This is a genomic window from Brevibacillus gelatini (genome assembly GCF_050920745.1).
In the GTDB taxonomy this organism is placed as follows: Bacteria; Bacillota; Bacilli; order Brevibacillales; family Brevibacillaceae; genus Brevibacillus; species Brevibacillus gelatini.
This window is the reverse complement of record NZ_CP154342.1, coordinates 4,145,204-4,163,904: the sequence shown is the minus strand read 5'-3', so window position 1 is coordinate 4,163,904 and position 18,701 is coordinate 4,145,204. Positions and strand designations below refer to the sequence as shown.

Annotated in this window: 20 protein-coding genes; 19 read left to right on the top strand and 1 reads right to left on the bottom strand. The window is 54.1% G+C overall.

Going from position 1 to position 18,701, the window contains the following annotated elements:
* Positions 1 to 15 precede the first annotated feature (15 nt).
* From glpX to spoIIR, 11 genes are all read left to right on the top strand, one after another.
* Positions 16 to 978 (top strand): class II fructose-bisphosphatase, encoded by a 963-nt coding sequence (glpX, locus tag AAFJ72_RS20070; protein ID WP_122902866.1) that lies wholly within the window; start codon positions 16 to 18, stop codon positions 976 to 978.
* 59 nt (positions 979 to 1,037) lie between these two features.
* Complete coding sequence (gene rho / locus AAFJ72_RS20065) at positions 1,038 to 2,318, top strand: transcription termination factor Rho (protein ID WP_122902865.1); 1,281 nt, start codon at positions 1,038 to 1,040, stop codon at positions 2,316 to 2,318.
* Positions 2,319 to 2,387: 69 nt separating this feature from the next.
* Positions 2,388 to 3,290 carry a M23 family metallopeptidase gene (locus tag AAFJ72_RS20060; protein ID WP_122902864.1) on the top strand — a complete coding sequence of 301 codons (903 nt, stop codon included), beginning with the start codon at positions 2,388 to 2,390 and terminating at the stop codon, positions 3,288 to 3,290.
* A gap of 70 nt (positions 3,291 to 3,360) precedes the next feature.
* Positions 3,361 to 4,626: a radical SAM protein gene (locus tag AAFJ72_RS20055; protein ID WP_432775437.1), complete on the top strand. Its 1,266-nt coding sequence runs from the start codon at positions 3,361 to 3,363 to the stop codon at positions 4,624 to 4,626.
* Between the two features lie 106 nt (positions 4,627 to 4,732).
* Entirely contained in the window at positions 4,733 to 4,933 is a 201-nt protein-coding gene (gene rpmE, locus AAFJ72_RS20050; protein WP_122902862.1) for a 50S ribosomal protein L31, read from the top strand.
* Between the two features lie 106 nt (positions 4,934 to 5,039).
* The gene (locus tag AAFJ72_RS20045) at positions 5,040 to 5,615 is read left to right on the top strand and encodes a thymidine kinase (RefSeq protein ID WP_122902948.1); all 576 of its coding nucleotides are present in this window, start codon (positions 5,040 to 5,042) and stop codon (positions 5,613 to 5,615) included.
* A 101-nt stretch (positions 5,616 to 5,716) separates the two neighbouring features.
* Entirely contained in the window at positions 5,717 to 6,208 is a 492-nt protein-coding gene (locus AAFJ72_RS20040; RefSeq protein ID WP_432777228.1) for a sporulation protein, read from the top strand.
* A gap of 220 nt (positions 6,209 to 6,428) precedes the next feature.
* Entirely contained in the window at positions 6,429 to 7,781 is a 1,353-nt protein-coding gene (locus AAFJ72_RS20035; protein ID WP_122906863.1) for an ISLre2 family transposase, read from the top strand.
* A gap of 211 nt (positions 7,782 to 7,992) precedes the next feature.
* Positions 7,993 to 9,069 carry a peptide chain release factor 1 gene (gene prfA, locus AAFJ72_RS20030; protein ID WP_122902860.1) on the top strand — a complete coding sequence of 359 codons (1,077 nt, stop codon included), beginning with the start codon at positions 7,993 to 7,995 and terminating at the stop codon, positions 9,067 to 9,069.
* A complete protein-coding gene (gene prmC / locus AAFJ72_RS20025) occupies positions 9,053 to 9,943 on the top strand; it encodes a peptide chain release factor N(5)-glutamine methyltransferase (protein ID WP_122902859.1) in 891 nt (296 codons plus the stop codon). The genes prfA and prmC overlap by 17 nt, the downstream gene beginning before the upstream one ends.
* Before the next feature lie 141 nt (positions 9,944 to 10,084).
* A complete protein-coding gene (gene spoIIR / locus AAFJ72_RS20020) occupies positions 10,085 to 10,861 on the top strand; it encodes a stage II sporulation protein R (RefSeq protein ID WP_432775435.1) in 777 nt (258 codons plus the stop codon).
* Between the two features lie 73 nt (positions 10,862 to 10,934).
* On the opposite strand, the gene AAFJ72_RS20015 is transcribed toward spoIIR, so the two are convergent.
* Complete coding sequence (locus AAFJ72_RS20015) at positions 10,935 to 11,726, bottom strand: DUF3298 and DUF4163 domain-containing protein (RefSeq protein WP_432775434.1); 792 nt, start codon at positions 11,724 to 11,726, stop codon at positions 10,935 to 10,937.
* A gap of 218 nt (positions 11,727 to 11,944) precedes the next feature.
* On the opposite strand from AAFJ72_RS20015, the gene AAFJ72_RS20010 reads away from it, so the two are divergent.
* From AAFJ72_RS20010 to wecB, 8 genes are all read left to right on the top strand, one after another.
* Positions 11,945 to 13,024: an L-threonylcarbamoyladenylate synthase gene (locus AAFJ72_RS20010; RefSeq protein ID WP_432775433.1), complete on the top strand. Its 1,080-nt coding sequence runs from the start codon at positions 11,945 to 11,947 to the stop codon at positions 13,022 to 13,024.
* Positions 13,025 to 13,079: 55 nt separating this feature from the next.
* On the top strand, positions 13,080 to 13,640 hold the full coding sequence (locus AAFJ72_RS20005; RefSeq protein WP_432775432.1) for a manganese efflux pump MntP: 561 nt from the start codon (positions 13,080 to 13,082) through the stop codon (positions 13,638 to 13,640).
* A 27-nt stretch (positions 13,641 to 13,667) separates the two neighbouring features.
* Complete coding sequence (locus AAFJ72_RS20000; RefSeq protein ID WP_432775431.1) at positions 13,668 to 14,126, top strand: low molecular weight protein arginine phosphatase; 459 nt, start codon at positions 13,668 to 13,670, stop codon at positions 14,124 to 14,126.
* Between the two features lie 152 nt (positions 14,127 to 14,278).
* A complete protein-coding gene (gene rpiB, locus AAFJ72_RS19995; RefSeq protein ID WP_432777227.1) occupies positions 14,279 to 14,734 on the top strand; it encodes a ribose 5-phosphate isomerase B in 456 nt (151 codons plus the stop codon).
* Entirely contained in the window at positions 14,735 to 15,304 is a 570-nt protein-coding gene (locus tag AAFJ72_RS19990) for a TIGR01440 family protein (protein ID WP_432775430.1), read from the top strand.
* A gap of 43 nt (positions 15,305 to 15,347) precedes the next feature.
* Positions 15,348 to 16,598: a serine hydroxymethyltransferase gene (gene glyA / locus AAFJ72_RS19985; RefSeq protein ID WP_432775429.1), complete on the top strand. Its 1,251-nt coding sequence runs from the start codon at positions 15,348 to 15,350 to the stop codon at positions 16,596 to 16,598.
* A 218-nt stretch (positions 16,599 to 16,816) separates the two neighbouring features.
* Entirely contained in the window at positions 16,817 to 17,446 is a 630-nt protein-coding gene (upp, locus tag AAFJ72_RS19980; protein WP_122902850.1) for a uracil phosphoribosyltransferase, read from the top strand.
* Positions 17,447 to 17,464: 18 nt separating this feature from the next.
* Positions 17,465 to 18,613: a non-hydrolyzing UDP-N-acetylglucosamine 2-epimerase gene (wecB, locus tag AAFJ72_RS19975; RefSeq protein WP_432775428.1), complete on the top strand. Its 1,149-nt coding sequence runs from the start codon at positions 17,465 to 17,467 to the stop codon at positions 18,611 to 18,613.
* Positions 18,614 to 18,701: the final 88 nt, after the last annotated feature.

Genomic DNA, 18,701 nt, shown 5'->3' with positions numbered 1-18,701 from the left:
GAGGAGTCTTCCAGAATGGAACGCAGTTTAACACTTGAACTGGTACGTGTAACTGAAGCGGCTGCTTTGGCTTCCGCCCGTTGGATGGGACTTGGGCGCAAAGATGAGGCCGACGACGCGGCGACGACCGCGATGCGCAAGGAATTTGAAAAAGTGCCGATGGATGGCGTAGTCGTGATCGGAGAAGGCGAAATGGATGAAGCGCCGATGCTCTATATCGGCGAGCGTCTCGGCCAAGGGGTAGCGCCGGCAGTGGACGTGGCTGTCGACCCGCTGGAAGGAACGAATATCCTGGCAAAAGGTACATGGGGCGCCATTTCTGTTATTGCCATTGCGGACCGTGGAAATTTGCTGCATGCTCCGGACATGTATATGGAAAAAATGGCAGTAGGGCCAAAAGCGGTGGGCAAGGTCGACATCAACGCGCCCATTCGCGACAACCTGAAAGCTGTTGCAGCGGCACAGGGCAAAGACATCAGCGACCTGGTAGCGATCGTGCTTGATCGGGATCGCCATTCCCGCATCATTCACGAGATTCGTGAAGCCGGTGCCCGCATTCGCCTCATTTCCGACGGGGACGTGGCGGCTGCGATCAACACGGCATTCCCGGATACGGGTGTAGACATTTTGTTCGGCTCCGGTGGAGCGCCAGAAGGTGTATTGGCTGCAGTTGCATTGAAATGCCTTGGCGGGGAAATTCAGGGCAAGCTGTTGCCGCAAAACGAAGAAGAAATCCAGCGTTGTGTCCAGATGGGTCTTAGCAACCCGCACCAGGTGCTGTTTATGGATGATTTGGTCAAGGGCGACGATGCCATTTTTGCGGCAACGGGCGTAACAGACGGGGAATTGCTGAAAGGGGTTCGCTTCCAGGGAACTCGTGCGACTACCCACTCTGTTGTCATGCGGGCAAAAACGGGTACGGTACGCTTCATTGAAGGAAACCACCGCCTGGAACGCAAACCGTCACTCGGTTTGTAGGAAAACGAACAACTCGGTTTAAACATGATTTCCAAGAGTAAAAAAAGAGTGGTGGACGTATGTTACTTTCTGAACTAGAAGAGAAGAAACTGACCGATCTCTATAAGCTGGCCAAGGAGTATCATATCCCGTACTACGCCCAGCTGAAGAAGAAGGAATTGATCTTCGCGATCCTTCGGGCACGGGCGGAGCGGGATGGCCTGATGTTTATGGAAGGAGTGCTGGAAATCTTGCCGGAGGGCTACGGCTTCCTCCGTCCGATTAACTATCTCCCCAGCTCGGAAGACATCTACATCTCCCAGTCGCAGATTCGCCGTTTTGATTTGCGCATGGGGGATGTGGTGTCAGGCAAGGCCAGACCTCCCAAGGAAAACGAGCGTTATTTTGGACTGTTGCAAGTGGAAGCAGTGAACGGAGAAGACCCGGAGGCTGCTTCAGAGCGTCTTCACTACCCCGCCTTAACACCGCTATATCCTCAAACCAAGCTCGTGCTGGAGACTGCTCCTGAGCGTGTTTCCACCCGCCTGATGGATCTTATTGCCCCTGTTGGACTGGGACAACGTGGACTGATTGTCGCTCCGCCAAAAGCGGGAAAAACCATGCTCTTGAAAGAGATTGCCAACAGTATTACGGAAAGCCGACCGGATATTCATCTGTTTGTGCTGCTCATCGACGAGCGTCCGGAAGAGGTTACGGATATGCAGCGTTCTGTCAAAGGGGAGGTTGTCGCCTCCACGTTTGACGAATTGCCGGAGAATCACATCAAGGTGGCTGAGCTTGTATTGGAGCGGGCTAAGCGTCTGGTTGAGCACAAAAAGGATGTCGTCATCCTGCTCGATTCGATTACCCGTCTCGCTCGCGCCTACAACCTGGTCATTCCTCCGAGCGGCCGGACGTTGTCTGGCGGTATCGATCCGGCGGCGTTTCACCGTCCGAAACGCTTTTTCGGTTCGGCGCGCAACATCGAAGAGGGCGGCAGCCTGACGATCCTGGCTACGGCTCTGGTCGAAACCGGCTCGCGCATGGACGATGTGATCTACGAGGAGTTCAAGGGAACGGGGAACATGGAGCTGCATCTGGATCGCAAGCTGGCAGAGCGCCGGATCTTCCCGGCGATCGACATTCGCCGTTCGGGAACGCGCCGCGAAGAAATGCTGCTGACCAAAGAAGAACTGGATAAGCTGTGGATGATCCGCAAAAACATGAACGAAACGAGTGATTTTGTCGATTCGTTCATCAAAAAGCTGGCGGACACGAAAACAAACGAAGAATTTTTGCAGACCCTGGAAAGCAAGCAGCAAGGCCGGGGGAAAACGGCAGGTACGACGGTGAGCTCATGACTCGCCGTCATTTTTTTTGCCCGTTTTGCATACCGTAAGGAGAGTTGGAAGAGAGGGAGGAGAGAGTCAGTGGAGTACGTGCAGGTTCCCGTGCCCATCGAGAGCCACGCGGAAGTGAAAAAGGCTGTCGTGGAGCAAGCGTTGTTTCAGGCGTTCAATCCGTACGCGAGTTTGACAAAGCAAGCGCCTGCTGCCAAAAGCAATACGATGGTGTACGCAGTGCGCCAGGGCGACACTCTTTCCGGAATTGCCGAGCGCTACGGCCTTACGCTGAAAAAGCTGGTGGAGACAAACAAAATCAGCAATCCGCACCTGCTTTCCGTCGGAATGAAGCTGATTATTGCCAAAGACGAAGTGGCACATATGGTCAAACGGGGTGAAACACTCGATTACATTGCGAGAAGATACGGAGTCAGTCGCGAACTGCTCCTGGAACGCAACCCGCTTTTGAAATGGCTGTCGGACAACCTGTACGTCGGACAGGTTGTGTACATCCCTGTTACCGGAGGGCCGCCGATGCAGGCAGAGGAGCTGCAGCAAAAGCGAAACACAGCCCAGGCGGCAAGCAGGCAGGCCGTGGCGCGGATTCGCGGCCGATTGGATTGGCCTGTGGAAAAAGCGACGATTACAAGCGGCTTTGGAACACGCTGGGGCAAAATGCACAAAGGCGTAGATTTGTGGAACGAGCAGGAAGCCAAAACGCCGATTTTGGCAGCGAAGGCAGGGAAGGTGGTCGAGGCGGGAGCCAATCGGTCCGGGTACGGGCGCATGGTCGTCCTGGACCACGGAGACGGCCTGCAAACCTTTTACGCCCATATGCGCACGATTGTGGTCACGCCCGGCCAGAGCGTAGAGGCGGGCGACATACTCGGATACATGGGCCAGACAGGCGACTCCACCGGGTATCACCTGCATTTTGAAGTCAGGCAGGACGATGTGCCGGTAAACCCGCTCCCGTATCTTGGCAGATAACCCTGCACAATTTACATTGCTTTTTCAATGCGTTACAATGGGCAAAGCAAAGAAGCGAGGCGATTTTCCCATGTATTTAGTGTACGCAGATGAAAAGGGCAATGTTTACGACCACCCGGGATTGTTCGCGGTGGCGCGCAACGGCGATATATTGACAGAAATTCTGGAAGAAGAACTGATCCCGCTGCCGGAAGGGGCGACGCTGGTCAGCCTGCCGGATACAGTGCCGATCGGGATGGACCCGGAAACGGGTGAAATGATTAAGCTGGACGGCTTTACAGCGGTCGGGGCGCTCGTTCCGCAAGGGATTACCCGACTCTTGCTTCCAGGTTATGTAAAAACAAACAAGGAAAGCAAGCTGCCGCTGTTCGGGTATTCGGCAGTCGTTTGGAAAGACGACCGCTTTTGGGTAGCAGGCAGAGCGAGCGACGACATCTACAAGTGGGACCCGCTGAATTTCCCGATGGATGAGCTGCGCCAGCGAGTGGAAAAGACGTTGGAGCTGTTCCCGAACAACCGCATCTTGAAACACTTGTCGCACTGTGCACTGGAGTACGAGTGCCTGACTGCCTCCAATAACTTTTTCAACCGCTGGGAAGGCAGCCTGCCTGTATCCTACACCTGTAATGCCGGTTGCTACGGCTGTATTTCCGAGCAACCAGACGACAGCGGCTTCCCGTCCCCGCAGACGCGGATGAATTTCAAGCCGACAGAGGACGAGCTGGTGGAGGTCATGCTGCACCATTTGCAGACGCCGGAGAGCATTATCAGCTTCGGGCAGGGCTGTGAGGGCGAGCCGTCGACCATGGCCGGGATCATCGTTCCGGCGATGCGCCGCGTGCGGGCGACGACCGACATGGGCTATATCAACATCAATACAAACGCAGGCTTGACCGACCATATCAAAGGAATTGTCGATGCCGGGCTGGATTTGATGCGCATCAGCATCATCAGCGCGATTGACGAGCATTACAATGCCTACTACCGCCCGCGCAACTACACGCTGGAAAACGTGGCGCGATCTGCGGAATACGCGGCCTCCAAGGGCGTGTACACCTCGATCAACTACTTGTGCTTCCCTGGTGTTTTTGACCGCGAAGAAGAAATGGAAGCGATGATTAACTTCATCCGCCGCACAGGCATCAAGCTGATTCAGCTGCGCAACCTGAACATTGATCCGGAAAGCTATCTGGCGATGATTCCAAAAGCGCAGGGCGAAGTCTTCGGCATGAAGCAGGCGATTGAAATCTATCAGGAGGAGCTGCCGGATGTGGTGATCGGATCGTTCACGCACATACCGCCAGCAGAGCTGCGCCGCAGGAAAAATATGGCCTGAGCAGGCAACCTGTTGCATTTCGGCTGACAGCATGCTACTATCTTGTATGTGTGTTTATATAACTCTGTTTCGGCAAACGATTCAGGGCGAAAAGAGGTGTAGCGCGATGAAACAAGGTATTCATCCACAGTACAATGTAGTAACCGTTACATGTGCATGCGGTAACGAATTTGAATCCGGTTCCGTGAAACAGGCGCTGAGAGTGGAGATCTGCTCCAACTGCCATCCTTTCTTCACCGGAAAACAAAAATTCGTAGATGCTGGCGGCCGTGTAGACCGTTTCAAACGCAAATACAATCTGTCCTAATCAGACAGGATTGGAGCAACCAGGTAGAGCGATCTGCCTGGTTTTGTCTTTTTCCGGGGCATGGGAAGGAATTATGAATCCGCTTTAGGCAAAGGGAGATGGAGACGTGGCACAATTATATTTTCGTTACGGGGCGATGAATGCCTCCAAATCCATTCAGTTGCTGACTGTCGCTCACAACTATGAGCAATCGGGGAAAAAAGTAGTAGTGTTCACGCCAGCCGTCGATGACCGGTACGGGGTGGGAAAAGTAGCTTCGCGGGTTGGCATCAGCCGAGAGGCGATTCCGATCAGCGAAGAGACGAATATGTACGAAATTGTGGCAGCAGAGCCTGTAAAGCCGCACTGCGTACTGCTGGACGAGGCGCAGTTCATCAGCCGCCATCATGTGGATCAACTGGTGGCGATTGTCGATCAGTTGGGCATTCCCGTCATCGTCTACGGCTTGCTGAAAAACTTCAAGAACGAGCTTTTCCCCGGCAGTGCCGCTTTGCTCTGTGAAGCGGACAAGGTGGAAGAAATCAAAACAGTGTGCGTGTACTGCAACAAAAAAGCGACGCATATCCTCAAATTCAAAAACGGACAACCTGTCTACACCGGAGAGACGATTGAAATCGCTGGCAACGACACGTACAGCAGTGTCTGTCGCAGGCATTACTACCATCCCCCGGCCAATCGCTGACCCAAAAACAGCAGGAAAAAGCCACCCCTTTATGCAGGTGTGCATGAGCCTGAAAGGCGCTGCGCAGACTAAGCAAAACAGGAGGTGGCTTTTTCGTGCGAATGAAGCCTTTTGGAAAATACTCGCTGACCGTGCTGGGCATGCTCGTCCTTTCCTCGGCCTTGACTGTCGGGTGTGGTCAAAACGCAGCTCAGGAGAAAAGGACCAATACACAGGCGATGGACGGGCAGCATCCAGCGGCGATCAGAGGCGAGCGCAGCGGAGATATTCTCCATCGGCCTGCTTCGCCTGCGGTGGATCGCGACACATTGATGGGGCGCAACCAGAATCCGAACCTCATCATCGGCCAGTCCAATGTGCGCAACACGCAAATCGACATGAACAACATGGAAATGATGGCGAAGTCGGTAAAAGGCGTTGAAGACGCCCGTATCACACTGAATGGCGGCAATGCATATGTTACTCTTGACCTTGTGCATAACATTACGGCGAGTCAGGCGCGAGCGGTGGAGCAACAGGTGATCTCTCTTCTCCGGCAAAAAATCCCGCGCTATGACTTCCACGTTACCTCTAATGAAGGCTTTCACCGTTGACAGGTGACTCAAAAACGGGGATGACAAGGCTCGGCATTGCCGGGCCTGTTTTGCATCGAAAAAAGAACTAAATTCCATTGCAATAGTATGAGTAAAATGTTCGTGGGCAAACCGAAAAGAAATTTTTGAAGAAAAATCAGTTGGAGGGTATAGAAAAGGGCTTCTCTTCTTGGTAAAGTGTAAAGCGCCAAAACCAAACACACCAAGGAGGAGAAACCCTGTGAGCAAGTTTACCACGGAATTTCCCACAATGAAAGAGCTTGAAACGTTGTTGTTTCGAACGTTGCAGGAACAGTTCGCTGCCGGTATGGCTTATATTTTGGAAGCGTTGGACGAGTATCTGATGCATCAACGGGATCATTCACGCTTTCGGCTGAAGGACCAACGAGAAGTCCAGATCGACACGCTCTTTGGTACGGTTCGATTCAAACGGCGATTGTATCAGGATCGCGTGAAGGGTCAACATGTGTATTTGTTGGATCGTATGCTGGCCTTTGACGGGCGGGAGAAGCTAAGCCCGTTTTTGGAAGAGATAGCGATCGAATTTGCTAGCCAAGGCCCCTCGTACCGGGACAGCGCAAAACGCTTGGAAGCGTTACTGGGGTATCGGGTACTGAGCCATGAGGCCATTCGGGACAAACTAATCACGCGGGTTGAACAAGCATCAACCATCGTGTCGAAAGCGACCCGAAGGTCGGTTCGCGTATTGTTTGTGGAAGTGGATGGACTTTACACCTCATTGCAGAGGCAGCGCCAGCGGGGAATGGAAAATCGAATGGCGATTGTGCACGAAGGATGGGAACAAGAGGGGGACCGAGTGCGGCTTAGGTCGAAACGCCATTACCTGCATACGACGAAGGGAGAGTTCTGGGAAGGGTTTGGCGACTTTCTGGTTCGTCATTACGACATGGATGAAAACACATGGATCGTAGTCAATGGGGATGGGGCCAATTGGATTGGAGAATGCGAATCCTACTTTCACCGCTGTATTTACACACTGGATCGCTTTCATGTGGCGCGAGAATTGCGCCGATTCCTGGGTCAGTTGCCAGAGACGTGGCAGACGGTACGGCAGGCGTTGGTGGCCTTTGAAGCGGATATCTTGCTGGCGACAGTAGAGTCCGTACCGGAGGAAAAGATTCTGGAAGAGCACCGGAACGAATGGCGGAAATACGTGGCCTATTTACGGCGGCATCGAAGGCATCTTATCGACTATCGAAAGGTTCTGGGTGAAGCTGGTATCGACACGACGGGCATGCGTCCAATGGGGAGTGCGGAAGCGCAAATGCGGGTGATGGCAAAAAGGACCAAACGAGGCGGCTACAGTTGGAGTGTACGGGGAGTACAAGCGATGTTGCGAGCCATTATGGCACGACAAGAGGGAAGTCGTTTGAGCGGCCAGGCGATAGCGAAGAAGCAAGTGTTACAGCCCAACCCAATGGTCCGAGTGAAGGACTTGCTACGGGAAGTGAAAGAGCAGGCAAAAGGCTATATAAACGGGACGATCCGCCTGTTGCACGGGCCATATCAAAGCAGCCCTACCGGGCTGGCCTTAAAAGCCCTTCGCGGATGAGGCAAAAATCGAGTGGAAGAAAGGAATCATACAAAAATAAAGCGCTTTCAAGAAGAGGAAACCAGAAGTCTTATTTTGGAGACAAAAAAATCCTGCCCACTATGGCTTGACTCACACATTGCAATAATGCGCTTTGACTTATCTTCGCTTTCCTCCTATAATTTATCTGTTATAATCGTTCTTAGTATTCTTTGCGATGGGGTGAAGTACAATGTTTGCACGCTTATCCGCAGTTGAAGAGCGTTTTGAAGAAGTAACGAATCTCCTATGTGACCCCGACGTCATCAGCGATACAAAGCGCTTGCGTGAGCTGTCCAAGGAACAGGCTTCATTGGAAGAAACAGTGACGACCTACCGTGAATATAAATCAGTTGTAAGCCAAATGGATGATGCCAAAGCGATGCTGGAAGAAAAGCTCGACGATGAAATGCGTGAAATGGTCAAGCTTGAAATCAGCGAACTGACTGAGCGCAAGGAAAAGTTGGAAGAACGTCTGAAAATCCTGTTGCTGCCAAAAGATCCGAACGACGAGAAAAACGTGATCGTGGAGGTGCGCGGGGCAGCGGGCGGCGATGAAGCAGCTCTGTTTGCGGCTGTCCTGTTCCGCATGTACACCCGTTTTGCCGAGCGTCACGGCTTTAAAGTCGAGGTGCTGGAAGCAAGCCCGACAGATATTGGCGGCTACAAGGAAATCGTCTTCTCGCTGTCCGGTCGCGGCGCTTACAGCAAAATGAAGTTCGAAAGCGGCGCACACCGCGTACAGCGCATCCCGGCGACCGAATCCGGCGGGCGCATCCACACTTCTACGGCTACCGTACTGGTACTGCCAGAGGCGGAAGATGTGGAAGTGGAAGTACACGAAAAAGACATTCGCATCGATACGTTCTGCTCCAGCGGTGCTGGCGGACAGAGCGTCAACACAACCAAGTCTGCCGTTCGCGTGACACACATTCCGACCGGGATCGTGGTATCCTGTCAGGATGAAAAGTCCCAGCACTCCAACAAAGACAAAGCGCTGCGTGTACTCCGCGCGCGTCTGTACGACTACTACATGCAACAGCAAAATGCGGAAGCAGATGCTACGCGCAAAAGCCTGGTCGGTACCGGTGACCGCAGCGAGCGCATCCGCACGTACAACTATCCGCAAAGCCGCGTGACCGACCACCGCATCGGTCTGACCCTGCACCGTCTGGAAGCGGTACTGGAAGGCGATCTGGATGAAGTGATCGACAACCTGATTTTGCATGAGCAGACGGAGCTGCTGAAAAGCCATGCACACACAGCTTGATTGGTCTGATGTCACGACGATTCGAGAAGCCCAGGTACGGGCTTCTTCCTTTTTGCGGGAAAAAGGGGCAAAGGACCCGCTGTTCGAGGCGGAGCTGATGATTCGCCACTGCCTGGGCTGGGACCGCACGCGCTATTTGATCTCGATGGCAGAGCCGATCTTAGCCGAGACACTGGCGAAGCTGGACGAGCTATGCCAGCGCCGCAGCAGGCACGAGCCGTTGCAGTACATGTTTGGCGAGCAGGAGTTTTTCGGGCGTGCCTTCACGGTGCGGCCAGGAGTCTTGATCCCCCGGCCGGAGACGGAAATACTCGTCGAGCAGGTACTGATTGCGGCAGCGGATATTTGGCCGGAAAACGAAGCGCTCGCCGTGGCGGACATCGGGACGGGCAGCGGAGCGATCTGCATCACGCTTGCCCTGGAGAAACCGCATTGGCAGGTGACGACGGTTGATTTGTCGCCGGATGCGATAGCGGTTGCGCGGGAAAACGCGGAACGCCTGGGCGCCGCCGTGCGCTTTTTGCAAGGCGATCTGGTCCAGCCGTTGCTTGCAGCAGGGGAGAAGGTGGATATTCTCGTCTCCAATCCGCCGTATATTCCGAGCCGGGATGTCGACGAGCTGGACGAAGAGGTTCGTCTGCATGAGCCGCGGCTCGCATTGGACGGCGGGGACGATGGGCTGGATTGCTATCGCCGTCTGTGCGAGGCGCTGCCAGCTCTGCTCAAGGAGCAGGCGGTCGTCGCTTTCGAGGTAGGCATTCATCAGGCGCGTGATGTGGCAGCTTTGATGCGGGCATCCGGCGTCATCGAGCAGGTGTGGATCGTACCGGATTTGGCGGGAATCGAGCGGGTTGTTATCGGCGTAAGGCGGTAACGGCCCGGGCGTCTCGCCTTTTTTTCGCTAAAATTGTATGAATGTTTGTGCTTTTGGGTTTGGATTTCCGGCTCCTTGTCCATACTGAGGCTATAGAGAGAAAAGGTTTGGAAGACTCAGTAGAGAGGGAGACGGTTTGTGATGAAAAGGATGTTACTGATCGCGTTCAGCTTGTTTATGCTTATGATGTGCTGGGAGGGACAGCTTACTTCGGCCAATGTACTCGATAACGGGCCGATCCCTCAGGAATCGATTCGCCTGCGCATTATCGCCAACAGCGACTCTGTACAGGATCAGTGGCTCAAGCGAGAAGTGCGCGATGCGCTGATCGCCCAGATGAACACGTGGGCGGAAGACATCAAGTCGTTTGAGGAAGCCGAGCAATTGGTCGCGTCCCAGTTGCCCGTTTTGCAAGAAGTGGTGGATAAAACGATCCGCGAACGCGGCTTTTCCTATCAAGCCGTCGTCGATTACGGGCAAGTGCCTTTTCCGACCAAGCTGTACGGTTCTTACGTGTATCCGGCTGGCAACTACCAGGCGCTGCGGGTGCAAATCGGCGAGGCAAAAGGGCAAAACTGGTGGTGCGTGCTGTTTCCGCCGCTCTGCTTTATCGACATGGCAAACGGAGATGCCGTACAGGCGGCAGAACCAGCGGCAAGGACCCAAACAGAGCAGAGGCAGCCAGTGACCGATCTGGAGCAGACGTCCGCCGCTGCTGCATGGAAGCTCGATCAGGAAGTCGCAGAGCAAAAAGAATGGCGGCAAGACCGTCTGGAAAGCGAGGACGCTGCAAACCGTGACGATCAGACTGCGGGTGTTTTCCGTGCGGAACAGGCAGTGGTCGAGCAGCCAGCCCCTGCGCCGCAAGTACAGGTGCGCTTCTACCTGTGGGAAAAGCTTGAAAGCTGGTTCTCCTGAGCCTTACCATCAATCCGCAAAAAAACGACACCCCGCTGTCATGGCGCAGGTGTCGTTTTGGGTGGAAAAAGGCTTATTTTTGAGTCAGGGCAGCGAGAATCTCCGGCTTCAGCAGGCTGTGGAAGCGATGGGCAGGGATGGTGAAGGAAGGCATTCCTGCCGCATACGGAGCAATTTCGTACTGTTCGAAATGAATGACGAGATTGCCGTTTTCAAACGAGAAGCCCTGGTCGTCTGTAATGCTCTCAAAGCTGTACGGATTGTAGCCGTCCGCTGCGGTTCGTTCCTTGATTTGCTGGCGGATGAGCTGGTTGATAATGCTGCGGTAGTCGTAGCCGGACTGGAACAGGTCGGCGAGCTTGAGCCTTTTTGCTTTGTCCTGGTTGTCGATCGTATAGTAGGTGACGTTGGTCATGCCATGCGCTCCGCCAGTATAGACGTATGTCTGGATGGAGAAAGACACGAGCTTGCCTGCCTGGTGTACCTCGTAGGAAATATCGAGTGCGTGCGGGCGCGGCTCCCAGCCGTATTTTTTTGCTTCTGCTGCATCCTGCTTGCCTGCTTTTTGGCCTTCGGCAAGACCTGTTTGTGCTTCTTTCAGCAGATCGGCGTTCAGTTTGGCTTCAAACGCTTTATCCTTCAATCCGCTAATGACCGGGATCGTCACTTTGCCCTCGAACTCTTTTGTGCTGACGGACATCACTTTCGGGGTGAACACCACTCCGGCTGTTTGCGGCTTTTGTGCTTGTACGGCAGGCACAGGCTTGGCCGCAGCAGGGGAAGCTGCCAGGACGGGGGCAGTAGCGGCGGTCAGCAATACGGCTGTGCCGAGCAGGCTGGAAGTAACGGATTTCAACAATGTCATGTTCATTCACGATCCTTTCGATCCAAGAGAAGATGTATCTCGCTTGCATGGACTTATTCTACTACACCGTTCTGACGGATGAGGTTAAGAATTGGTAACAAAGACTTTTCTGAAAGTTATTCACAAGTTACCCACAGCCTGTTGAAAACTTCTGGATGCACATCTATACTAAAGGCACTTATGACATAGAAACGAGATAAAGAAAGGATTTTATTAAGATGGAAACCAATTTGGTGACAAAAGTCTGGTCTGTGGATAACGATGTGGAAAACATCCGCAGTTGTACACAGATTGTGGATGCAGCCCGTTTGCTGCGCGCGGGGGAAGCGGTCGCTTTTCCAACGGAAACGGTGTACGGCCTGGGCGCGAATGCATTGTCTGATGCCGCAGTGGAGAAAATATTTGCAGCAAAAGGCAGACCGAGCGACAATCCGCTGATTGTGCATATCGGAGAGCTTGCGCAATTGTCCACAGTCGCAGGTTCCGTTCCGGAAAAAGGCCGGAAGCTGATGAACGCATTTTGGCCGGGTCCGTTGACGATCATCCTGCCGAAAAACGATCAGGTAGCGTCGCTGGTAACGGCAGGGCTGGATTCAGTCGGGGTGCGCATGCCGGACCATCCGATTGCGCTCGCCCTGATCCAGGAAGCAGGCGTGCCGATTGCAGCTCCAAGCGCGAACCGTTCCGGCCGTCCGAGTCCGACTACGGCTGCGCACGTGTTTGCCGATCTGGACGGACGGGTAGCGGGGATTGTGGATGGCGGAGCTACCGGAGTCGGTGTCGAGTCGACGGTCATTGACGTGACGGTCGATCCGCCTGTCATCCTGCGGCCAGGAGGCATTACCCGGGAGCAGATGGAGCGCGTGATCGGTGCGGTCGAGCTCGATCCTTCTTTTCAGGTGGGCGCGGTAGAGACGCCGCGTGCGCCCGGGATGAAATATACGCATTACGCCCCGGAGGGGGAAATGTGGCTGGTGACAGGCGACGAAGCACAGGTCCGCGCGAAAATGGCGGAGCTGCTCGCTGAAGCAAAACAGCATGGGCAAAAAACCGGAGTGCTGGCGACGGAAGAGTCGGCTCGATACTGGCGGGAACAGGCGGCGGCCGACGTCGTCTTGTCTGTTGGCTCCCGGCACGATCTGGAAAAAGTCGCCCAGCAGCTTTATGCTGTATTGCGCGAGTTTGACAATCAACACGTTCAGTTTATTGTAGGTGAAACTTTCAGCCGCGATGGCCTGGGTATGGCCGTCATGAACCGTCTGGAAAAAGCGGCGGGCGGTCGCATCCTGTCCGTCTAAAACAGTCTAAACTCCCCCTTGTCCGCATAAGGTGAAGAGACAGGGGGGAGGCCGCTTGGACCAGGTGTTGTTTCATTGGGGGCAATTTTTGACGCTGCTCATCATCGCCTTTGCTTTGAGCATGGATGCGTTTTCGCTGGGGATCGGCGTAGGCATGGTCGGCATACGTTTGCGGGAAATTGTCAAAGTGAGCATTACCATCGGACTTTTTCATATTATGATGCCTGTCGTCGGGATTGCTGTCGGCGCTTATTTGTCTGACTTGGTGGGCGACATTGCCGTTTTCATCGGCGGCGGAGTGCTGATCCTGATCGGTTTGCATATGCTGTGGAATGGACTGTTTCACGGCGACCAAAAAAGCGTCCTGAAAACAAAAGGAATCGGGCTATTGCTGTTTGCCTTCAGCGTCAGTCTCGACGCGTTGACAGTCGGTTTTTCGTTTGGGCTGATTGAAGTCAATAAAATTCTCGCCATCTCCCTGTTCGGCATCATGGGGGCGGCCATGTCCTATTTCGGACTTTTGCTTGGCAGAAGTGTAGGAGGATGGTTGGGCGATTACAGCGAATTAGTAGGAGGACTTATTCTGTTTTGCTTCGGGCTGAAGTTTGTCATCTAGCAGATGGACAGAAAGGAGGGGCGATCATTGAAACGGATCTTATTTGTCTGCACGGGAAATACTTGCCGCAGTCCGATGGCAGAGGCGATATTTCGCGCCAAGACAGCCGGACAGGAATTTGAAGTGCGTTCGGCCGGAGTGGCGGCATATGCAGGACAGCCTGCTTCCGCACACGCCCAGGCGGTGCTGGCGGAGCGGGGCATTGAGCATGCACATGAGTCGAGCCAGCTGAATGAAGAGCTGATCGAGTGGGCTGACCTCATTTTGACGATGACGAACAATCACAAGCACGCCATCCTGAGCTTTTTTCCGGCGGCTGCTGACAAGGTGCATACGCTGCAGGAGTTTGCCGGAGTGGAGGGCTTGCAGGATATTGCTGATCCTTTCGGTGGAGCGCTGGAGGATTACCGTCGTTGCGCCGAGGAAATCGAGGAGTCGCTGGACAGGCTTTTGGAGCGGTTGATGGAAGCGCGTTTTCGTAAATAACGGAACAAAAGGAGGTGCTGGTTGGTAGCCAGGACCTTGTTTCGCGTGAGAGTACGAACATTTTTTAATCAATCAAACAAAATGTTCACTTTTTACCTCCAGCTTTTTGATGTATAATGAGTGAGATCATGAAACAAGCGAGGGATGGCAGAATGAAAGTGGCGATTGCTGCAGATCACGGGGGATACAAGCTGAAAGAGGAAATCAAGACTCTGCTCGCCTCCATGAACATCCAGACGGAAGACTTCGGTTGCTCTTGCGAGGATTCGGTAGATTACCCTGATTACGCCTTGCCCGTAGCGGAAAAAGTGGCAGCAGGCGAGTTCGACCGGGGCATCCTGGTTTGCGGAACCGGCATCGGCATGTCGATTGCAGCCAACAAAGTTCCTGGCATTCGCTGTGCGCTTGTGCACGATACTTTTTCTGCACGAGCTACCCGTGAGCATAACAACTCGAACGTGTTGGCCCTGGGAGAGCGGGTTATCGGACCTGGTTTGGCGCTTGATATTGTGAAAATTTGGCTGGAGACAGAATTCCAGGGCGGCCGCCACGAGCGTCGTGTGGAAAAGATCGCGCACATCGAAGCGAAGCACACGGGAGTGAAGTAAGTGAACCTATCCGCTATCGAACAAGAGGTTCGTCAACTGGTGGAGGAAGTCGCCGGGCTTGCCAATCTCAAGGCCGGACAGGTCATGGTGATCGGGTGCAGTACAAGTGAAGTGCTGGGCAAGCACATTGGAAAAGCCGGCAGCCGGGACGTGGCCGCCGCCATTTATCGCGGCATCCGCACTGTGCAGGAGCAGCGCGGCTTTGCTGTGGCCTTTCAATGTTGCGAACATTTGAACAGGGCGCTCGTGCTGGAGCGGGAAGTGATGGAACGCTACAGGCTGGAAGAGGTCTCGGTCGTTCCCGTGCCGACTGCTGGCGGTTCCATGGCTGCACACGCTTTTACACAGCTTGCCGATCCGGTTGTGGTGGAGCAGATTCGCGCCCATGCAGGCATTGACATCGGTGACACGCTGATTGGCATGCACTTGAAGCAAGTGGCCGTGCCTGTGCGTCCCGCGCAGCGGACTGTGGGCGAAGCGCATGTCACCGCTGCACGTACACGCCCCAAGCTGATTGGCGGCGCGCGAGCAGTCTATGAAGTTGTACCCCAAAATGAAAGCTGTACCTAATAAGAATGTGGGACAAGCCCATTTTCGAGGAGGAAAATAAATCATGCTAGAATTTTTGCGTAAACAGGACCCGCAAGTATTGGAAGGCATTCAACTGGAGCTGGGAAGACAGCGTGACAAAATTGAGTTGATTGCATCCGAAAACTTCGTAAGCCGTGCGGTTATGGAAGCAATGGGAACGGTATTGACCAACAAGTACGCCGAAGGCTATCCAGGCCGTCGCTACTATGGCGGTTGCGAATACGTGGACATCGTGGAAAACATCGCGCGCGATCGCGTCAAGGAAATTTTCGGTGCCGAGCATGCGAACGTACAGCCACACTCCGGCGCGCAAGCAAACATGGCGGTTTACTTCACCATTTTGCAGCCGGGCGACACTGTACTCGGAATGAACCTGTCCCACGGCGGCCACTTGACACACGGAAGCCCTGTAAACTTCTCCGGTACGCTGTACAACTTCGTAGAGTATGGCGTGGATCAAGACACTCACCTGATTAACTACGACGATGTTCGTGCAAAAGCGCTGGAGCACAAGCCAAAGCTGATCGTAGCAGGAGCAAGTGCTTATCCGCGCACAATTGATTTTGCCAAATTCCGTGAAATCGCGGACGAAGTAGGCGCATACTTCATGGTAGACATGGCGCACATCGCTGGTCTGGTTGCGGCTGGCCTGCATCCAAACCCGGTGCCACATGCGCACTTTGTCACCTCCACTACGCATAAAACATTGCGCGGTCCTCGCGGCGGTCTGATCCTCTGCAAAGAAGAGTTTGCAAAAGCAATCGACAAATCCGTGTTCCCAGGCGTCCAAGGCGGTCCGTTGATGCACGTTATCGCGGCAAAAGCAGTTGCCTTCGGTGAAGCTCTGAAACCGGAGTTCAAAGACTACGCAACACGCATCGTAAACAACGCCCGCGTCTTTGCAGAAACGCTGCAGGCAGAAGGACTGACACTCGTCTCCGGCGGAACTGACAACCACCTTGTACTGGTTGACGTAAGCAAAATCGGCCTGACTGGCAAAGTAGCCGAGCACCTGTTGGACGAAGTAAACATCACCACCAACAAAAACACCATCCCTTACGATACACAAAGCCCATTCGTCACAAGCGGTATCCGCATGGGTACACCAGCCGTCACCAGCCGCGGCTTCGACGAAGAAGCGATGAAAGAAGTAGCAGCCATCATCGCCCTGACCTTGAAAAACCCGGAAGACGCAGCCAAACACGAAGAAGCACGCCAACGCGTAGCCGCGCTGTGCCAACGCTTCCCGATGTACGAAGGCTTGACGATCTAATTTTCAAGAACATTTCTCAAGCAGACAGACCCCGTGAGCAACCTCATGAGGGTCTGTTTTTTTACTTTCTTTCAGTCTCTTCCCCGCAGCCCCAACCTAGCCAAAGGAGAAATAACCCAGCCAAAGAGAAAAAAGTACGAAGATTAGGCAAATTGACGGCAACCCTCTCCTTCGCTATGATGGAAAAGATGCATTGATACGGAAACGGAGGAACGTACATGAGCCGTGTATATGTGTTTGACCACCCGCTGATTCAGCACAAACTGACGTTTATTCGTGACAAGAATACAGGAACCAAAGAATTCCGCGAACTCGTGGACGAAGTAGCAACCCTGATGGGCTACGAAATCACCCGCGACATGCCGCTTGAAGAAACCACCATCGAAACCCCGGTAGCCACCTGTAAATCCAACGTGATTGCCGGCAAAAAAGTTGGACTCGTACCAATCCTCCGTGCAGGACTTGGCATGGTCGACGGACTGCTCAAGCTGATCCCTGCCGCAAAAGTCGGCCACGTGGGACTGTACCGTGACCCGGAAACATTGCAGCCTGTCGAATACTACGTCAAGCTGCCTTCAGACGTAGCCGAGCGCGAACTGATCGTGATTGACCCGATGCTCGCGACTGGCGGTTCTGCTGTCGCGGCGATTGCTGCGCTGAAAAAACGCGGAGCGCGAAATCTCAAGCTCATGTGCCTGATTGCCGCTCCGGAAGGCATCAAAATGGTGCAGGACGAACATCCTGACGTAGATATTTACGTAGCAGCGATTGACGAATATTTAAATGACCATGGATACATTGTGCCAGGCCTTGGCGATGCGGGCGACCGCTTGTACGGCACAAAGTAGGCGGAGAGGGAATTCAAGATGAAAAAAGTAAAAGTAATGACGGTATTCGGGACGCGTCCGGAAGCGATCAAGATGGCCCCCCTTGTGCATGAACTGAAAAAGTACAGCGGGCAAATCGAATCGGTCGTTTGCGTGACCGCCCAGCATCGCCAAATGCTCGATCAGGTGTTGGGGATTTTCGATATTACACCGGACATTGACTTGAACATCATGAAAGACCGCCAGACGCTCGTGGATGTGACGACACGCGCCTTGCAAAGTCTCGATGCGGCGATCAAGGAAGTAAAGCCGGACATCGTTTTGGTGCATGGCGATACGACGACGACATTCGTTGCGAGTCTGGCCGCTTTTTACAACCAGGTAGCAATCGGCCACGTGGAAGCGGGCTTGCGCACCTGGGACAAGTATTCGCCGTTCCCGGAAGAGATGAATCGCCAACTGACAGGCGTGATGGCGGACCTGCACTTCGCTCCGACAAACGGGTCTGCCGACAACCTCAGACGGGAAGCGAAGCCGGAGGAAAGCATTTACATTACCGGAAATACAGCGATTGATGCGCTGAAAACAACGGTGCGCGAAGATTACACGCACCCGGTTCTCGACCGCGCAGGCGACCACAAGCTGGTGCTGATGACCGCCCACCGCCGCGAAAACCTGGGTGAGCCGATGCGCCGCATTTTCCGTGCGGTCAGAAGACTGGTGGACGAGCATCCCGAGATCGCCGTCGTCTACCCGGTGCATCTCAACCCGGCCGTGCAGGAAGTAGCGCAGGAAATTTTGGGCGATCACGAGCGCATTTCGCTGATCGAACCGCTCGACGCGCTTGATTTTCACAATTTCGCCCGCCGCGCTCACCTGATCCTGACCGATTCCGGCGGCGTTCAGGAAGAAGCGCCGTCCCTTGGCGTGCCTGTGCTGGTGCTCAGAGATACAACCGAGCGTCCGGAGGGGATTGAAGCGGGTACGCTCAAGCTGGCGGGTACAGACGAAGAACAAGTATACACAATGGCAAAAGAGCTGCTGACCAATCAGGCAGCCTACGATGCAATGGCGCATGCCGCGAATCCGTATGGGGACGGAGAGGCTTCCCGCCGTATTGTAGAAGCAATCCTGTATCACTTTGGATTGCGTGCCGAGCGTCCTGAGCCGTTCAAGCCGGGACAGTAATCATTTGCCCATACAGCCAAAAGTGACCCGTCCGGTAGCGAGTGCCATCATCCGGACGGGTTTTCTTGCTGCTATTACAGACTGACAA